Annotated in this window: 17 protein-coding genes; 11 read left to right on the top strand and 6 right to left on the bottom strand. The window is 39.6% G+C overall.

The genetic code is table 11. The features are described 5' to 3' along the window. Nucleotides 1-31 precede the first annotated feature (31 nt). From ACUXV0_RS06410 to ACUXV0_RS06395, 4 genes are all read right to left on the bottom strand, one after another. Nucleotides 32-346, bottom strand: coding sequence for a LytR/AlgR family response regulator transcription factor (locus tag ACUXV0_RS06410; RefSeq protein ID WP_446192245.1), 315 nt, complete (start codon nucleotides 344-346; stop codon nucleotides 32-34). A gap of 99 nt (nucleotides 347-445) precedes the next feature. Next, entirely contained in the window at nucleotides 446-3208 is a 2763-nt protein-coding gene (locus tag ACUXV0_RS06405; protein WP_446192244.1) for an ATP-binding protein, read from the bottom strand. A gap of 126 nt (nucleotides 3209-3334) precedes the next feature. Next, a complete protein-coding gene (gene sucD / locus ACUXV0_RS06400; RefSeq protein ID WP_446192243.1) occupies nucleotides 3335-4207 on the bottom strand; it encodes a succinate--CoA ligase subunit alpha in 873 nt (290 codons plus the stop codon). 239 nt (nucleotides 4208-4446) lie between these two features. Next, a complete protein-coding gene (locus tag ACUXV0_RS06395) occupies nucleotides 4447-4638 on the bottom strand; it encodes a hypothetical protein (RefSeq protein WP_446192242.1) in 192 nt (63 codons plus the stop codon). A gap of 204 nt (nucleotides 4639-4842) precedes the next feature. Between ACUXV0_RS06395 and ACUXV0_RS06390 the strand changes: the two genes are divergently transcribed. Further along, nucleotides 4843-5646: a T9SS type A sorting domain-containing protein gene (locus ACUXV0_RS06390; protein WP_446192241.1), complete on the top strand. Its 804-nt coding sequence runs from the start codon at nucleotides 4843-4845 to the stop codon at nucleotides 5644-5646. Between the two features lie 79 nt (nucleotides 5647-5725). Here ACUXV0_RS06390 and ACUXV0_RS06385 read toward each other — a convergent pair whose 3' ends face one another. Both ACUXV0_RS06385 and ACUXV0_RS06380 read right to left on the bottom strand, forming a co-directional pair. Continuing rightward, the gene (locus tag ACUXV0_RS06385; RefSeq protein ID WP_446192240.1) at nucleotides 5726-6259 is read right to left on the bottom strand and encodes a hypothetical protein; all 534 of its coding nucleotides are present in this window, start codon (nucleotides 6257-6259) and stop codon (nucleotides 5726-5728) included. Between the two features lie 112 nt (nucleotides 6260-6371). Beyond that, on the bottom strand, nucleotides 6372-7703 hold the full coding sequence (locus ACUXV0_RS06380) for a pseudouridine synthase (protein WP_446192239.1): 1332 nt from the start codon (nucleotides 7701-7703) through the stop codon (nucleotides 6372-6374). Nucleotides 7704-8016: 313 nt separating this feature from the next. Between ACUXV0_RS06380 and ACUXV0_RS06375 the strand changes: the two genes are divergently transcribed. From ACUXV0_RS06375 to ACUXV0_RS06330, 10 genes are all read left to right on the top strand, one after another. Further along, nucleotides 8017-8928: an SPFH domain-containing protein gene (locus ACUXV0_RS06375; protein WP_446192238.1), complete on the top strand. Its 912-nt coding sequence runs from the start codon at nucleotides 8017-8019 to the stop codon at nucleotides 8926-8928. Between the two features lie 3 nt (nucleotides 8929-8931). Beyond that, nucleotides 8932-9363: an NfeD family protein gene (locus ACUXV0_RS06370; RefSeq protein WP_446192237.1), complete on the top strand. Its 432-nt coding sequence runs from the start codon at nucleotides 8932-8934 to the stop codon at nucleotides 9361-9363. Between the two features lie 150 nt (nucleotides 9364-9513). Then, on the top strand, nucleotides 9514-10083 hold the full coding sequence (locus ACUXV0_RS06365) for a YceI family protein (RefSeq protein ID WP_446192236.1): 570 nt from the start codon (nucleotides 9514-9516) through the stop codon (nucleotides 10081-10083). A gap of 120 nt (nucleotides 10084-10203) precedes the next feature. After that, the gene (locus ACUXV0_RS06360) at nucleotides 10204-10569 is read left to right on the top strand and encodes a DUF2200 domain-containing protein (protein WP_446192235.1); all 366 of its coding nucleotides are present in this window, start codon (nucleotides 10204-10206) and stop codon (nucleotides 10567-10569) included. A 31-nt stretch (nucleotides 10570-10600) separates the two neighbouring features. After that, nucleotides 10601-10972, top strand: coding sequence for a VOC family protein (locus tag ACUXV0_RS06355; RefSeq protein ID WP_446192234.1), 372 nt, complete (start codon nucleotides 10601-10603; stop codon nucleotides 10970-10972). Between the two features lies 1 nt (nucleotide 10973). Then, nucleotides 10974-11312 carry a DUF1801 domain-containing protein gene (locus ACUXV0_RS06350; protein ID WP_446192233.1) on the top strand — a complete coding sequence of 113 codons (339 nt, stop codon included), beginning with the start codon at nucleotides 10974-10976 and terminating at the stop codon, nucleotides 11310-11312. Nucleotides 11313-11417: 105 nt separating this feature from the next. Then, nucleotides 11418-11885 (top strand): CBS domain-containing protein, encoded by a 468-nt coding sequence (locus tag ACUXV0_RS06345; protein ID WP_446192232.1) that lies wholly within the window; start codon nucleotides 11418-11420, stop codon nucleotides 11883-11885. A 91-nt stretch (nucleotides 11886-11976) separates the two neighbouring features. Continuing rightward, nucleotides 11977-13215, top strand: coding sequence for a M16 family metallopeptidase (locus tag ACUXV0_RS06340; protein WP_446192231.1), 1239 nt, complete (start codon nucleotides 11977-11979; stop codon nucleotides 13213-13215). A 17-nt stretch (nucleotides 13216-13232) separates the two neighbouring features. Continuing rightward, nucleotides 13233-14768: a 2,3-bisphosphoglycerate-independent phosphoglycerate mutase gene (gene gpmI / locus ACUXV0_RS06335; RefSeq protein WP_446192230.1), complete on the top strand. Its 1536-nt coding sequence runs from the start codon at nucleotides 13233-13235 to the stop codon at nucleotides 14766-14768. Between the two features lie 178 nt (nucleotides 14769-14946). Next, nucleotides 14947-16356, top strand: coding sequence for an inorganic phosphate transporter (locus tag ACUXV0_RS06330; RefSeq protein WP_446192229.1), 1410 nt, complete (start codon nucleotides 14947-14949; stop codon nucleotides 16354-16356). The last annotated feature ends 7 nt before the right edge of the window (nucleotides 16357-16363 follow it).

Raw genomic sequence — 16363 nt, 5'->3', positions numbered from 1 at the left:
CTTAAGCGATAAAACTTATTGAGTTGTTTTTTTAAAGAGCTTTTAAAAAGTCTTGTGTTCTTCTTCTGGAGGTCTTTAGCACCTTGCCGTCTTTTAGTTTTAACAAAACACAGTTCGGTATTTTCTTAAAAGACTCAATGAAGTTCTTGTTTACAGCCTGACTCCGATTTATACGGATAAACTCTTGGTCACAAAGCAATGCATGGATATGCACAAGTGATTTTGAAGCAGTGATTTTTTTGCCTGAATTCCTGAGGAAAATCTGCGTGTAGTTACTATCGCTTTCCAGATAAATAATCTCTTTAAATGGAATGGCTTTTTTGGAGGTATACAGTAAGTTTTTCATGTTTGGCTGAGCTGGTTCAATTAGCCCATCCAAAATTCAAAATCACAGACTTTGGGCGTTGACGTATATCAGACTTTTTTTGACTGATTTCTTACATTTCTAGCTTTTTGAAGCCTCTGAGGGGCTTTTTCCGAATTCTTCCTGATAGATTTTTGAAAAGTATGAGAGGTTTTCAAAGCCCACTTCAAAGGCGGTTTCAGAAACCGTTTTTGAAGAATTTTTCAATTTCTCAGCTGCCTTATGGAGCCTGAATTTTCTAAGATATTCATTTGGAGAAAAGGTGCTTATGCTTTTCAGTTTTCTTCTGAATTGAGATTCACTCATATTCAAATGAGCCGCTATAGTCGGTACTGTAAGAGAAGAATCATGGTATAGGTTTTCCAGGAAGTCTTGAAGATTATCCATGAATGCTTTTTCCCATGGGTTTATTTCACCTTTTAACTGTGTTATAGATTCTCCCACATTTTGAGAAAAGACCTTACGGAGAATGGCCCTGTTCTCTAAACAATTATTGACCACACCATTGAGTTCATCGGTGTCAAAAGGCTTGGTCAGAAAATGATCGATTCCCATTTCCAGACTCTTCAGCTTTGTTTCCTTATTACTTTTGGCGGTAAGCATAATAATGGGAACGTGACTAGATGCCGTATTTTCTCTGATCTTACTACTAAATTCAAGGCCATCCATTACGGGCATCATTAAATCTGTAATGATGAGATCGGGAACTTCTGAACTAGCCAGGGCAATTCCCTCTTTACCGTCAAAAGCCCGCAGGAGATTAAATTCATGTGAGAGTATTTCTGAAAGGTACTCCTGCATGTCTGGATTATCTTCTACTAGTAGAATGAGCTTTTTCTTTTCATTTGGATCTTGATCTAAAATAGTGGGTGTTATTGGTTGATCCGAACTCTTACGGATTACAAAGTTATCTGTTGGTTCAGTGTTATGGTTTATGTAGTCTCGCCATGTGTCTTCATCAGCAGGTAGTTCTACCATAAATGTAGTTCCGATCCCTTTATTGCTGACCACCCTTACTGAACCTTTTAGAAGATCTGTAAGCTCCTTAACCAAAGAGAGCCCAACACCTGACCCTTGATGGTTTTGAGAATTAACTTGATAAAATTTCTCAAAAATATGTTCAATATCTGCCTCTTCAATTCCTTGACCTGAGTCTGCCACACTTATCAGCACTTTTTTCGGGTGATTCTCAAACTGAACAGTTACGGAGACTTCACCTTCTTCCGATGAATATTTAATAGCGTTTGTTAAAAGGTTGGTAACAATTTTATTGAGCTTATCATCATCAAAATAGGCCTCGAAACTGTCATTTGTCTGTTGAAGGTTTAATCGAATACGTTTTGAGGTAGCAAGTGATTCAAACGACATCACCTGAAGTCTTATTTGACGGGCAATGTCAGCCTTGATAATATTTGGTCGTTCCTTACCAGATTCAAGTTTCTGAATATCTAAAATTTGCCCAACGAGTTCACCCAGCCTGATCACATTGGCCTCCATAATGTTCAATAGCTTTTCCGACGGGTTTCTTTTTCTTAATTCCTGTAAAGGTCCACTAATAAGTGTAAGTGGAGTTTTAATTTCATGGGAGATATTTGTGAAAAAGCTCGTTTTGAGATTATCAATTTCTTTTAGTTTCTCAGATTGTATCCTTTCGTTTTCAAGTTCTTGATCTGCTAACCTACCTTTTAAATCATACTGATAAAATATTCTACCCAGGAAGAAGATGAAAATCAGGATTTCTGCAGTGAAAAAGAAAAACGTTAAGATTAGAATAAGTGGAATCTTTATCCCCAGAAGAATCTGTACATTCAGTAATAGATAGCTGCCTATTCCTACAAGAAAAGGTACCGAATAGAAGTATTGGATAGGTAATTTCCTAAGAACGGCAAGTGCAAAAATGCCTAGTGTATAGAGTGAGCTCAAAACCACAATCAATATCCCAAAATACACATAATGCCAGTCATATTCAGTCCAAACTAGGATATGAGCTATCACCGTTAAGCCCAGGAATAAATAGAATCCATTTTTGACCCACTTCGGGAGGTCTTTCAGCGGTAACACCAACAGGCTAAATGTGATAACACCTACAGGAGAGGACGCATAAAGCAAAAAGTTTATTTGACCACCGAGTTCTATGGTATCGGCGAAGCTTGGATTTAGAACATTGATGAGCCCCCAATATCCTAAAGTCTTGATGATGACGAGGAATGAATAACCTCTAAATCCTATATCTTTTATAACAAATAGACTTAGGGTTACAATTAAGAATAGTCTGAAAATCAAAAGACCATTAATCAGTTGTCTCTCGCTGGCATAGTCTAAAAGTACATCTTGACTAATGGAAGCAGGGTAGATATAAAACTCTGTTCTCATACCCCGTTTATTTTGAATTCTGAAGAGAATAGTCTCTGATTCTCGGGGTGAAAAATTGAAATAAGGTTCCTGACCTTTTAATGACTCGGACCTGGAGGAATTTATGGTCCACGTTCCCACATGTTTATATTTTCCGCTTAGGCTATCCTGTCTATAAATCTCAAGGTTTTCTGTGAGTTGATTTGAAAAATTTAAAACCCATTCTTCATTATTGGTTTCCCGGGAGGTCAGGTCTACTTTAAACCAAAAGGATTTGTCTGAGAAAGGAATTAGAAAGTACTGGTCGTTGATTTTCCTGAATTCTTTGTCGACGATTTGGTCAACAGAAGAAGAACCACTTTCATCTACATAGTACTCGACGTCTTTGGTAATATTTAATGGTTTTGTAAGACCTTTTTTGAGTGGTATTTCCTCTGCTAAGGCAGAAAACGACGAAAATACTAAAATGAGATAAAGGATTCTTTTCAGCATTTATACTTTATGGCTGCGGCAAATATATTAATTATACGTATATGACAAACAGTTTGGATCAGAACATAAAAAAAGGGCCGTTTGAATTTCAAACGACCCTTTTTTTAATGTATTCTTTTTATCGAATTATGATAGAGCTTTTGCCATCATTTCACCGATTTCAGCAGGTGATTTCACAACGTGAATACCACACTCTGCCATGATTTTCATTTTTGCTTCAGCAGTATCATCAGCACCACCAATAATAGCACCTGCATGACCCATTCTTTTTCCTTTAGGAGCAGTCTGGCCAGCGATGAAACCTACTACAGGCTTCTTATTGCCCGTTTCTTTAATGTATTGAGAAGCTTCGGCTTCATAGCTACCTCCAATCTCACCAATCATTACGATGGCTTCAGTCTCAGGATCATTCATTAGAAGTTCTACCGCGTCCTTGGTAGGAGTACCAATGATTGGGTCACCACCAATACCAATCGCTGTAGAAATACCGAATCCAGCTTTTACGATTTGATCTGCAGCTTCGTAAGTAAGCGTACCAGATTTTGATACAATACCAATTTTACCTTGCTTGAAAATAAAGCCAGGCATGATACCTACTTTAGCTTCACCAGGAGTAATTACACCCGGGCAGTTTGGCCCGATAAGCGTACAGTCTTTGCCTTTGATGTACGTTTTGGCAGTAATCATGTCTTTGGTAGGAATACCCTCTGTGATACAAATGATTACTTTAATACCCGCGTCTGCAGCCTCCATAATGGCATCAGATGCAAAAGCCGGCGGTACAAAAATGATAGAAACATCAGCACCAGCTTCTGTTACGGCCTCTTCTACAGTATTAAATACAGGACGGTCAAGGTGCGATTGGCCACCCTTACCCGGAGTTACACCACCTACTACGTTTGTACCATACTCTATCATCTGAGTAGCATGGAAAGTACCTTCAGAACCGGTGAAGCCCTGCACTATTACCTTAGAATCTTTATTTACCAGTACGCTCATCTAAATAGTTTTTTTGAGATTTCCGGGCTTTATTATGCCCTTTTTGTTTGGATGCCAAAAGTAGGCTGAAATAAGAAAAATACAAAATAGAGATTGCTCTATTTAGAGACAATTTTGACCTTGAAAGTATGGCTGATCGAACACACTTCAGTTTGTGTGAAGTGGTTCATGATTGAAGTCGGTAAGTGTCAGATTGAATTTGACATGAAAGACTTAGAATAAAATTCGTTTAAATCATTCTAATGCTTAGGGCAGCCGCAGTCTTTTTTCTTACCAAAAAGTCCTTTCCTCTTTTTGTATCTTCCATTCTTTTTGCGTTTACCCTTCTTGTTCTTAGCGTAGCTGTAACTGTCTGGCTGAATGACACTACAGCCATAGCTTACATTGGTAAATAGGGCGAAAAGAAGAATGATAGAAAGTTTTTTGATCATATTAAAGCAACGTATCTCTTGTAAAAATAATTGTAAAAACTATGCCAGAATAGGGGATTTTAGTTTTTGAGTGGTCATACAGTGGTGAAATGCTTAGTTAACAGCCTTTTAAGTTTCTTTAACAGTATTTAAGAATTCGATCGGCTAAGTTTGTTTTGCGTTTTATGACAAAATGAAATTGACAATACTTAAACATAAAGAATTATGAAAAACCTGTTCGTAGGAGTTGCCTTATTTACTGCTTTTGCAGTGGGGTCAAATGAAAGTTTAGCCCAGAAAAGTGAGGATAAAATTAAAATCAGAGTTGAGAAGAATATCAATGGCAATGTGGAAGTCATTGAGAAAGAAATAGATGCTACTGGAATGTCAGAAGCTCAGCGTGAGGCCATCATGGAAAGCCTGCAGGATTCACTCGTAGGTGATATGAAAGGTAAGAAGAAGGTTAAAATCATGATAGATGATGAGAGAAGGATAGATCGTCTGGAGGATTTTGATGAAGAAATAGAAATGGAATTTGATAATGAATTTAATGAAGCTTTCGAATGGCATGAGAGAGACTCCCCGAGGGTACATATGTACAAAAAGCGTAAAGGTGGACCAGACGGATGGGACGAGTTTCATTACGAAATGGACCGTTTCGGAAATGAGATGAAAAGGTTAGGGGAGGATATTCCAAGACATTTGGAGAGACAAATGCCTCGCGTGTATGCATGGACAGATGATATCCTTAGAGAGGTTATGCCTTCATCTACCATAAGAGGGTTAGATGTTTTCCCTAATAAGCCAGATTCAGAAGTGGTCAATGTTAAATTCTTTGCACCTGAAGAAGGGGATGTGAACATTACCATTTTAGATACAAAGGGGAATGTGGTCGCTAAAAAAGAATCAAAGAATTTCAAAGGCGAGTTCGTGGGACAGTTAGAACTTAAGAAAGCCGAAAAAGGAACCTACTTCGTCATTGTAAGCCAAGGCGAGGATGGTGTAACCAGAAGAGTGGTTATTGATTAAAGGAGAGATAGATAGTTTGAACTTAAAAAAGCCTCGAGAGAATTATCTTTCGAGGCTTTTTATATAATGGTATAATGATCTACTTCTTTCCAAAAAGTCTGGCAAAGAAGCCTTTCGTTTTCTTTGAGAGTTCTTCCACAGCCTCTTCGGCTTCACCGGCAAGTTCAGAAGCTTTAGCCTTTGCTTTTTGAGCAGCTTCCTCCAGGTCCTCTTTCATGTCTTCTACCTTTTCAGAGGCTTCTTCTTTGAAGTTTTGTACTTTCTCGTCCGACAGGATATTTTTTACTTTTTCTTTCGCCTTATTTACTGCTTCCTCAGCTTCACCTGCCAATTCTTTCACCTTTTCTTTGGCTTCGCCAATGGCTTCTTCGGCATCTTCTCTTAAGTCAGCTATTTTTTCTGCAGCCTCTTCTTTAGCGTTTCCTGCAAACTCTTTGGCTTTGCCCATTGCCTCTGCAGCGTCTTCTTTCAGTTCGTTAAACTCTTCCTTGGCTTCGTCAGCCATTTCAGAAGCCTTGTTTTTTACTTTATCTGCAGCTTCAGAAGCTTCAGCTTTAACATTGTCTGCCATTTCGCTGGCTTTATCAGATAGTTTTTTTTCGTTCTCTGCCATTGCTTTAGTGTTTTTGGGGTGTAATTAATAAGCTCCGAAAATAAACCTTATCCCTCGTATGTCAAAATTAACTAATTGTTAGGGTGAGACTTATCATCTTCTCAGCTGTCTTTTACAAAAGGTATTTAAGCATGATCACTTCCTTTTCTGATAAGAAACGCCATTTACCTCTTGGCAGGTCTTTTTTGGTCAATCCTGCAAAGGTCGTTCTGTCCAGTTTGGTAACCTCATAGCCCAGATGTTTAAAAATCCTTCTTACTACTCTGTTTTTACCTGAATGTATTTCCAGACCCACTACTTCAGCATCCGGTGTTACATAGGCCAGTTGATCTGGCTTGATGAATCCATCTTCCAGTTCGATACCCATTTTCAATTCGTCAAAATGGTCTTCTGTAAATGGTTTATCCAGTTCTGCCTGATAGATTTTTTTGACATTACTTGATGGGTGAGTAAGCTTTTCTGTCAGTTCCCCATCATTGGTTAGAAGAAGAAGGCCGGTAGTGTTTCTGTCTAGTCGCCCTACAGGGTATACTCTTTCTTTACAAGCACCAGACACTAGATCCATTACTGTTTTTCGTTCTTCGGGATCATCCATTGTGGTGATGAAGTCCTTCGGTTTATTCAGCAAAATGTACATCATACGCTCTCGGCTGAGTACATCCTTACCGTATTTTACAGTATCAGAGTCTTTGACCTTGTAGCCCATTTCGGTTACCACCTTACCATTTACTTTAATCATGCCTGAGGCAATAAGCTCATCGGCCTCTCTACGGCTACATAAGCCAGCATTGGCAATGTATTTATTTAGTCTAATCTCCTCTTTATCTGAAGAATCCTTTTCTGCCATGTTTTGTTTGGCTCTGAAAGGGGCTTTACGTTTCAGGCTTTCTTCGTCATAACGAGGAGGTCTTTTCATTCCTACCTGTCTGTCATTCCCTCTGTCTTCTCTTTTGTTACCAAACTTCCTGAAACCAGTTCTTTTATTATTCTCATCTTCCTTGTCAAAAGATCTGAAGTTTCCTCTTCTTTCGTCAGATTCCGGCTTTCTGTCTTTGTAGAAGTCGCGGTTTCTGCGTCCTCTTCCTTGGTGAGGCTCATTTTCATCTTTGCCTCTGAAGTTTCTTTTATCCTTTCCAAAAGACGGTTTGTCAAAACGTTTTTGACCATCTCTTTTGCCATCTTTACCTTTGGAGAATTTACGGAAACCACCTCTTCTATTGTCCTGATTACGCTCGCCCTGCTCATTTCTGTCATCTCTACGGAAACGTTGCTGACCAGTTCTGGGACCTCTTTCTTCATTGCCTCCTCTTCCAAACTTTTTAAAAGGAGGTTTGTCTCCTTCTTTTCCCGATTGTTTATCGAACTTTCTGAATGACTTTCTTCCTCTGTTCTCAGAGTTTTCATCTCTATTTTCAGGCCCTTTTTTATCAAATCTCTTTGCCATAATTGCAGTATTCTCTACTGTAAGTTTTTGTGAGCTACAAAATTACGCTTTCTCATATGCATTTGCTGCCAGCAGTACTTTATTTCTTTTCGTTCTGGCTTTTGACATAGCCGCTCAGGGTAAAATACCACTCATCAATCTTAGAATATATTTCTTGGATTCCGGGGGGCGTTTGTCCGAATTTGATTGTGCTGAGGCCGCAATTTTGGTAATTTTAGTACATCGAAATTGAGGTGTGGCTCAATGAAGAGTCCAACTATTACTCAACACGGCAAAAGAAAACCACACCCCGCCGTAATAAACCTTATTATATATGATTGCAGCAGTAGCTATTATTGTTTTGATTGTGCTGGTGGCCTATTCTATTATTAAAGTGGTACCACAGCAAAAAGCCTTTATTATTGAAAGACTGGGGAAATATCAGTCTACACTTCAGCCCGGGATCAACTTCGTGGCACCGTTTATTGACCGCGTAGCCTATAAACATAGCCTGAAAGAACAAGCCTACGATATACATGAGCAAGTATGTATTACTAAAGATAACGTACAGGTGCAGGTAGATGGGGTAATTTTCTTACAAGTAATTGACCCTCACAAGGCATCTTATGGTATTAATGATTACGTCTTTGCGGTAACGCAATTAGCCCAGACCACTATGAGGTCTGAGATCGGTAAGATAGACCTGGACAAGACTTTTGTGGAGCGTATGGCCATAAACCAAGCCGTGGTAGCTGCTATTGATGAAGCGGCTATTGGCTGGGGAGTAAAGGTTCTACGTTATGAGATTCGTAATATATCTCCTCCTCAAACAGTCCTTATGGCCATGGAAAAACAAATGCAGGCCGAGCGTGAAAAGCGTGCTGTTATTCTGGAGTCAGAGGGACGTCAACAGTCGGCTATCAATATTGCCGAAGGTGAAAAGCAACGGGTAGTGCTAAACTCTGAGGCCGCCAAAATGGAGCAAATTAATAATGCGGAGGGGGAAGCTGCCGCTATTTTGTCCGTAGCTGATGCTACGGCTGAGAGTATCCGTAAAGTAGCTGAGGCCATACAAAGCCAAGGCGGTATGGAGGCTGTTCAGCTTCAGGTAGCAGAGCAATATATTGAGCAATTTGGTAAATTGGCTAAAGAAGGTAACACCATGATTTTACCTTCAAACCTTACCGATGTAGGGTCTGTGATTGCCTCGGCAATGACCGTTATTAAGCAAACTGAAAAGAAATAATTTATGGAATTATCTGCAATAGAAATTTGGGCCATAGCCGGTGTCCTGCTTTTAGTGGGAGAGCTGGTGGCCACCTCCTTTTTCCTGATGTTTTTTGGCTTGGGAGCTTTGGCCTCATCTTTATTGACCTATTTGGACGTAACACCTACCTTGCCTGGTCAAATCATAGCCTTCTGTGTGGTTTCTTTGGGGTCGATGCTACTTTTTAGAAAGCAGTTCAAAGAAATGTTTTTTCGGAAAGGAGAGAACTACTCAGAAATGCTCAATGAAAGAGCCAAAGTCTCAGTAGATATACCTGCAAAAGGAGAAGGGAAGGTTTTCTTTAGAGGAGCCGACTGGATAGCTGAGAATATTCATCAGGCATCTATAGCCGCCGGTGAGCAAGTGATCATCAGAAAGATCGACGGCATTCGCTTATTGGTGGAGCCGGAGTAAGACGATAAATTTTAATTTTCAAAGCCCTCAGAATCTTATGTTTTGAGGGCTTTTTGTATTTCTTAAACTACCTTAATTTTTAGTGTTTAAAGAGCCTCTATGTTTGCATCAGTTAATTAATAATCGAACAAAAACTAAACACAAAACAAAATGAAATTAACGAGAACATTTTTGGCTATGGCCTTCGCGGTAAGTGCTTTATTGGTGAATGCACAAACAAAATCAGTAGATCTGAACAACTCTGTAGTAAAATGGACAGGGAAGAAAATTGGTGGTCAGCATGTAGGAACAATTAACCTAAAAAGTGGTGAAATTACGGTAGAAAATGGCAAGATATCTGGTGGCGAATTTGTCATTGATATGACGTCTATAAAAAATACCGATCTTACTGATGAGGGTTACAATCAAAAATTAGTAGGCCACCTGAAATCAGATGACTTTTTTGGAGTAGCGACTTATCCTATCGCCACTTTCAAAGTAACGAGTGCCTCAGCTTTTAGAGGTAACCTGGCAACGGTTACTGGCGATTTAACGATAAAAGGTAAAACAGAAGAAATAAGCTTTACCACCATCAAAAAAGCCAATGGTTACCTGGCTAGCATTAAGGTAGATCGTTCAAAATTTGATGTGAAGTATGGTTCAAACTCCTTCTTTGATAACCTAGGTGACAAAGCTATTGATGATATTTTTGAACTTGAGGTTCAACTTCAATTGAAATAGTCTTAAAAAAGAGTTTGAAAGTATGAGGCTTGGCTATTTAGCCAAGCCTTTTTTTATTCGTTAAGGTCTAAAGAAGATCATATTTTCGATAAATTGCTGATATTCTAAAAAGCATATAATATGACCACTACTCCTGAACATGATAGACGTATCGCTGAAATGACTTTCTCATCGGTCTATCCTCATTATATCACCAAAGTTGAGAAAAAGGGAAGAACAGAAGAAGAGCTACTGACCGTCATTGAATGGCTCACAGGTTTTGATGGCTCAAAGGTTCAGAAACTCATAGATGAGAAAGTAACCTTCAAAGAATTTTTTGCTCAAGCAAAGCTTCACCCGAATGCAGACCTTATCAAAGGCGTAATTTGTGGTTATCGAATTGAGAACATTGAGACACCATTGACTCGTCAAACTCGTTATCTCGATAAACTTGTGGATGAATTAGCCAAAGGTAGAAAGATGGAGAAAATTCTGAGAGAAGCTTAAAAAGGGACAGTCAACTATAAATTAATTAGCTATGAAACTAGGAGCATTTTCGGTCAGTTTGAGTGTAAAAGACCTGAATAAGAGTAAAGCCTTTTACGAAAACCTGGGTTTTGAAGTCTTTGCCGGAGCCTTGGAAAGAAAATATCTCATCATGAAAAACGAAGAGACCTTAATCGGTTTGTTTGAAGGCATGTTTGAAGGAAATATTTTGACCTTCAACCCGGGATGGGATAGCAATGCCAATAATCTGGACAACTTTGACGATGTCCGAGATATTCAAAAGTCGTTAAAGTCAAAGGGCATAACCCTCCAGACCGAAGCAGATGAAAGTACTGTAGGTCCTGCAAGTCTTACTTTAATTGATCCTGATGGAAATGCCATATTAATAGACCAGCACGTATAAGATGGCAGATTTTTATCTTGATAAGGAAGAACCTCAAAAGAGCTGTTTGCTTGCCCTGAGAACCAGTATTCTCAACTATTCTAACGAATTAACAGAAACAATAAAATACGGAATGCCTTGTTTTGCTCTCGGTAAAAAGGCTGTCTGTTATCTCTGGTCTGATAAGAAAACCAAAGAGCCTTACATACTTTTTGTAGAAGGTCAAATGATGCAACATCCTAAGCTTGAATCTGGCGACCGTAAAAGAATGAGGATTTACAGAGTTGATTCTTCTCAAGACTTAAATATCGATGAAATAAATGAGCTATTAGCAGAAGCCATCGCTTTCGTTAATGTTTAATAGAACTGATTCAAATTGTTGGTTATCAGTGGATTTTGTATATTGAAAGGAGATGTCCTTTCCTGGGCTGAGTGAACCTATTACAAGACCAAAACCTATTGAATCATGAAAAATTTCCAAAACAGAAGTACGGATGATTGGCAGAAGGCCATTACCCAAAGCGTTCCGGTAGTTACTGAGTATATGACCCCTGCCAGTAAACTCATTACTCTTGAAGAAGACACTCCTATACTCTCTGCCATTCAGGTTTTATTGAATAATCGAATTACGGGTGCTCCAGTTCTGAATAAAAAGGGAGAGGTCGTTGGTTTGATTGACGATAAAGACTGTTTAAATGTGCTACTGGGGAGTACTTACTACAACCAACCCGCTGGCAAAGACACCGTGGGTTCTTTTATGACCAATGTTATGAAAGAAATCAGCGTAGACTTTGATATGGTACGGGTAGCAAACGTTTTTTTGACCACTCCTTACAAACGACTTCTGGTGAAAGACCATTCGGGTAAATTGGTGGGGCAGATCAGCCGAAGAGACGTATTAAAAGCCATTAAGGATATGAATATGTACGGTTAAATTCTTTTGAAGCAATTTTTGTTTCACAAAACAGGTAGAAATGTGTGCAGAGCGAAGGAGGTTGTTATTTTTGTGACCTCAATACTTCTGAATGATTCACTTCGAGCATTTTCAATTGGCCAACGGCCTCAACGTTTACTTACATCAAGACAAAACAACGCCTATTGCGGCGTTTAATCTGGTCTATAATGTGGGTTCGCGTGATGAAGATGAAAGCAAGACAGGTTTTGCTCATTTGTTTGAGCATCTGATGTTTGGCGGCAGTAAGCATATTGAAAGTTTTGATGCACCGCTTCAGAAAGTGGGAGGCGAGAATAATGCCTTTACCTCGCCTGATATCACCAATTATTATGTTACCCTTCCTGTAGAGAATATTGAAACGGCTTTTTGGTTAGAGTCTGACCGAATGCTTAGTCTCTCGTTTGATCCGAAGGTGCTGGAAGTACAAAGAAAGGTGGTGATTGAGGAGTTTAAACAGCGTTATCTCAACCAGCCTTATGGTGATGTTTGGCTTAAATTACGGCCATTGGCTTATAAGCATCACCCATATAAATGGGCTACCATCGGAAAAGAAATAGAGCACATTGAAAACGCAACTATGCAAGATGTGAAAGATTTCTTCTTTCGTTTTTACAGGCCAAATAATGCTACGCTGGTCATTGCAGGAAACCTTGAGCTTTCGAGGGTAAAAGAGTTGGCAGAAAAGTGGTTTGGCGGTATTCCCGCCGGAGAGCCATTGAATAGAAGCCTGCCAAAGGAACCTAGACAAAATGAAGCTAGAATTGAGAAAACAGAGGCATCTGTGCCTTTGAATGCCATATTTAAAACTTACCATATGCCTGGCAGGTATGAAGATGGCTACCATGCTACGGATCTGATCAGCGATGTGCTGGGTCGCGGAAAATCTTCCAGACTTTATCAAAGTTTAGTACAAGACCAGAAGTTGTTCAATAGTATCTCAGCACATGTCATGGGCTCTTTGGATCCGGGGATGTTGGTGATTCAAGGTCACCTTAACCAGGGAGTGAGTGCAGAGCAAGGTAACGAGGCTGTTGAAAAGTTAGTGAGTGAGGTGCAGGAAATGAATCTCGGAGAACAAGAACTGGCAAAGGTGAAAAATCAGGCAGAATCTACTTTACAATTCTCTGAAGTAGAACTGTTAAACAGAGCCATGAATCTGGCCTTTGCCGCAAACTACGGGAACGCAGAACTTTGTAATGCCGATGCTGAGAGGCTTCAGGCAGTAACACAAAAAGACATGAAAGACATGGCTGCAGAGGTATTACGAGCCGATAACTGCAGCACTTTATTATATCAATCAAAGAATTAACCATAAAGCAATTTATCGTGAGTAAAAAAGTACAGCTTATCATCCTTGATGGATGGGGAATACCAAAGAAAGGAGAGGAGTGGCGTTCGGCTATTGAAGCTGCAAATGTTCCATATTTTGATCACCTTATGGAGACCTATCCGCATAGCACATTAGAAGCTTGTGGTTCTGCGGTAGGATTGCCAGATGGTCAGATGGGTAACTCTGAAGTAGGTCATATGAACCTGGGAGCGGGTAGAATTGTATACCAGCAGCTAGAGAAAATAAATATTGAGATCAAAGAAGGTAAACTAGCCAAAGAACCTGTATTGGTTGAGGCTTTGGATTTTGCCAAGGCGAACAATAAGAAAGTCCATTTCATTGGTTTGGTATCAGATGGCGGAGTTCACTCTCATATTGATCACCTTAAAGGTCTTTGTCAAATCGCCGGAGATGCAGGAGTTAAAGATGTTTTCGTACACGCTTTTCTTGATGGTAGAGATACAGATCCTAAATCCGGCAAGGACTTCATAGCCGATCTACAATTAAAAATGGCCACTACCGGTGGCAAAATTGCCTCTATCGTAGGTAGATATTATGCTATGGATCGTGATAAGAGATGGGATAGAGTAAAGCTAGCCTATGATGCTATGGTGCATGGCAAAGGCGACCATTATGTTTCAAACGGCGGTTTACTTACCACTATCCAGGAAGCTTATGATGCTGGTGTGACCGATGAATTTATGAAGCCCATAGTGGTTCAGCAGCATGATGAGCCTATTGCCAAAATAGAAGAAGGTGATGTGGTATTATGTTTCAATTTCAGAACTGACAGAGGTAGAGAAATTACTGAGGTTTTGACTCAAAAGGCTTTTCCTGAGCAGGAAATGAGTCCTTTAAAGTTGAAATACCTAACCATGACTAATTATGACGCCACATTTAAAGATGTCAACGTCATTTACGAGAAAGACAACCTGGTGAACACCATGGGAGAGGTTCTTGAAAGAGCTGGTAAAAAGCAAATCAGAATTGCCGAAACGGAGAAATATCCGCACGTAACCTTCTTCTTCAGTGGTGGTAGAGAAAAAGAGTTTGATGGTGAGTCCAGAATCATGGCTCCTTCGCCTAAAGATGTGGCTACGTATGATTTAAAACCTGAAATGGCGGCCAACGATATCAAAAACGGAATCCTTCCTGAGCTGAAAAAAGGTGAGGTAGATTTTGTTTGTCTGAATTTCGCTAATCCAGATATGGTAGGTCACACAGGTGATTTTGAGGCTGTGAAAAAGGCTGTGGAGACGGTAGATGCCTGTTTGAAAGAGGTAGTAGAAACTGGCCTTGAAAACGGTTATACCTCAATCGTAATCGCAGATCATGGTAACGCAGATTATATGATCAATGATGATAAAAGTGTCAATACAGCTCACTCATTAAATCTTGTTCCGTTCATCGTGGTAGACAAAGCTTATGAAGGACAACCGAAGAATGGGAAATTGGGTGATGTTTCACCTACAATACTAACAATGATGGGTGTTGACATTCCTGAAGAGATGACAGGTAATGTAATAATTTAATAATTTCTTAATATTGCATATTGGTTGATCTATTTGCTTTATAGAAAGCTACTTAGTTCGCCAATATGAGTCAAATAAAGCGAAGCCGACGGCAGTGAATGACTCCGTCGGCTTTATTTTTTCTATTTGAAGTATATTTGCCTTTGCAATTCGGCGACACCGTAAATTTTGAACATTAATGTTTGGCCTGGAAACCGGGATTTTTATACTACTGGCTTTAGCACTTCTTGCCGCTTGTTTTTTCGAATTCATCAATGGTTTTCATGATACTGCTAACGCGGTGGCTACGGTTATTTATACCAATTCATTAAAGCCGATTCCGGCTGTAGTTTATTCCGGGATTCTGAATTTTCTTGGGGTTATGGCCGGTGGAATAGGGGTAGGAGTTAGTATTATCAATCTTTTACCCGTAGAACTTCTTATACAGCAAGATGTCTACCAGAGCCTCGCTATGGTTTTTTCTATCTTGTTTACGGCTATCATCTGGAATTTTGGCACCTGGTACTACGGGATTCCTTCCAGTAGTTCACATACTCTAATTGGGGCTATTCTTGGTGTTGGGCTGGGTTATGCTCTCTTACCGGAGAATGAAATGGGTGTGGCTGCTGTCAATTGGTCTAAGGTGAAGTCAGTTTTCACTGGGTTACTTATGGCTCCGGTTATTGGCTTTGGTCTGGCGGTTTTGCTCATGTGGTTATTGAAGACCTTCACTAAAGGCAAAATGCAGAAAGAGATTTTTGATGAGCCCGATAAAAAAGGAAAACCACCTGGGTGGATTCGTACCATTTTGATCAGTACTTGTGGACTTGTAAGTTTTGCCCATGGCAATAATGACGGTCAGAAGGGGATAGGTTTGATCATGCTCATACTTATTGGTGTGGTTCCTTCACTATTCGCGATATCTGAAAAGACGCAATTGAGTGATGTAGGACCTATGATTCTTGAGACGCAAAGTATCGTTTCAAAAATTGATGATGAAGAATTATCAAAACTTGACAAACGCAATCTGGCAGATGTCAATGATCGACTGGCTTACTTACTTGGAGTTGACGAGGTGACTAAAGAGAATAAACTTGAGATCAGGAAGAGTGTAGTATTGATAAGTAAGGAGCTGAAAGAACTGGTTTCAAAAGAAGAAGTTAACCTATCTGCGGAGGATAAATCCAGATTAAAAGATTTAATTTTAACAGAGGAAAAAGGCATTAGAAAGCTGATTGACTTTGCTCCATATTGGATTAAACTTATGATCTCTCTTTCTCTTGGTTTTGGTACTATGGTGGGCTGGAGAAGAATTGTGGTTACAGTAGGGGAGAAGATTGGTAAAACACATTTGACCTATGCCCAGGGAGCTTCAGCTGAGCTTGTGGCGGCCTCTACTGTTGGTTTGGCCTCTGGTTTTGGTTTACCAGTAAGCACTACACATACCCTATCTTCGGGTATTGCTGGTACCATGGTAGCCAGTAACGGCATAGATAATCTACAAGGAAGTACCATTAAAAATATTGCCCTTACATGGGTGCTTACTCTACCTGTTTCGGTAATTTTATCTGCAGGTTTATTCTTATTAAGTCGCTGGTTAATTAGCTAACTAACAA

It is taken from the genome of Jiulongibacter sp. NS-SX5 (assembly GCF_052828545.1).
The sequence above is the reverse complement of the archived record's forward strand: the minus strand, read 5'-3'. Positions and strand labels throughout refer to the sequence as shown.

What these genes read in the sequence shown, in the direction of transcription:
- ACUXV0_RS06410 (WP_446192245.1), bottom strand. Translation starts at nt 346, where the DNA reads ATGAAAAACTTACTGTATACCTCCAAAAAAGCCATTCCATTTAAAGAG.
- ACUXV0_RS06405 (WP_446192244.1), bottom strand. Translation starts at nt 3,208, where the DNA reads ATGCTGAAAAGAATCCTTTATCTCATTTTAGTATTTTCGTCGTTTTCT.
- sucD (WP_446192243.1), bottom strand. Translation starts at nt 4,207, where the DNA reads ATGAGCGTACTGGTAAATAAAGATTCTAAGGTAATAGTGCAGGGCTTC.
- ACUXV0_RS06395 (WP_446192242.1), bottom strand. Translation starts at nt 4,638, where the DNA reads ATGATCAAAAAACTTTCTATCATTCTTCTTTTCGCCCTATTTACCAAT.
- ACUXV0_RS06390 (WP_446192241.1), top strand. Translation starts at nt 4,843, where the DNA reads ATGAAAAACCTGTTCGTAGGAGTTGCCTTATTTACTGCTTTTGCAGTG.
- ACUXV0_RS06385 (WP_446192240.1), bottom strand. Translation starts at nt 6,259, where the DNA reads ATGGCAGAGAACGAAAAAAAACTATCTGATAAAGCCAGCGAAATGGCA.
- ACUXV0_RS06380 (WP_446192239.1), bottom strand. Translation starts at nt 7,703, where the DNA reads ATGGCAAAGAGATTTGATAAAAAAGGGCCTGAAAATAGAGATGAAAAC.
- ACUXV0_RS06375 (WP_446192238.1), top strand. Translation starts at nt 8,017, where the DNA reads ATGATTGCAGCAGTAGCTATTATTGTTTTGATTGTGCTGGTGGCCTAT.
- ACUXV0_RS06370 (WP_446192237.1), top strand. Translation starts at nt 8,932, where the DNA reads ATGGAATTATCTGCAATAGAAATTTGGGCCATAGCCGGTGTCCTGCTT.
- ACUXV0_RS06365 (WP_446192236.1), top strand. Translation starts at nt 9,514, where the DNA reads ATGAAATTAACGAGAACATTTTTGGCTATGGCCTTCGCGGTAAGTGCT.
- ACUXV0_RS06360 (WP_446192235.1), top strand. Translation starts at nt 10,204, where the DNA reads ATGACCACTACTCCTGAACATGATAGACGTATCGCTGAAATGACTTTC.
- ACUXV0_RS06355 (WP_446192234.1), top strand. Translation starts at nt 10,601, where the DNA reads ATGAAACTAGGAGCATTTTCGGTCAGTTTGAGTGTAAAAGACCTGAAT.
- ACUXV0_RS06350 (WP_446192233.1), top strand. Translation starts at nt 10,974, where the DNA reads ATGGCAGATTTTTATCTTGATAAGGAAGAACCTCAAAAGAGCTGTTTG.
- ACUXV0_RS06345 (WP_446192232.1), top strand. Translation starts at nt 11,418, where the DNA reads ATGAAAAATTTCCAAAACAGAAGTACGGATGATTGGCAGAAGGCCATT.
- ACUXV0_RS06340 (WP_446192231.1), top strand. Translation starts at nt 11,977, where the DNA reads ATGATTCACTTCGAGCATTTTCAATTGGCCAACGGCCTCAACGTTTAC.
- ACUXV0_RS06330 (WP_446192229.1), top strand. Translation starts at nt 14,947, where the DNA reads ATGTTTGGCCTGGAAACCGGGATTTTTATACTACTGGCTTTAGCACTT.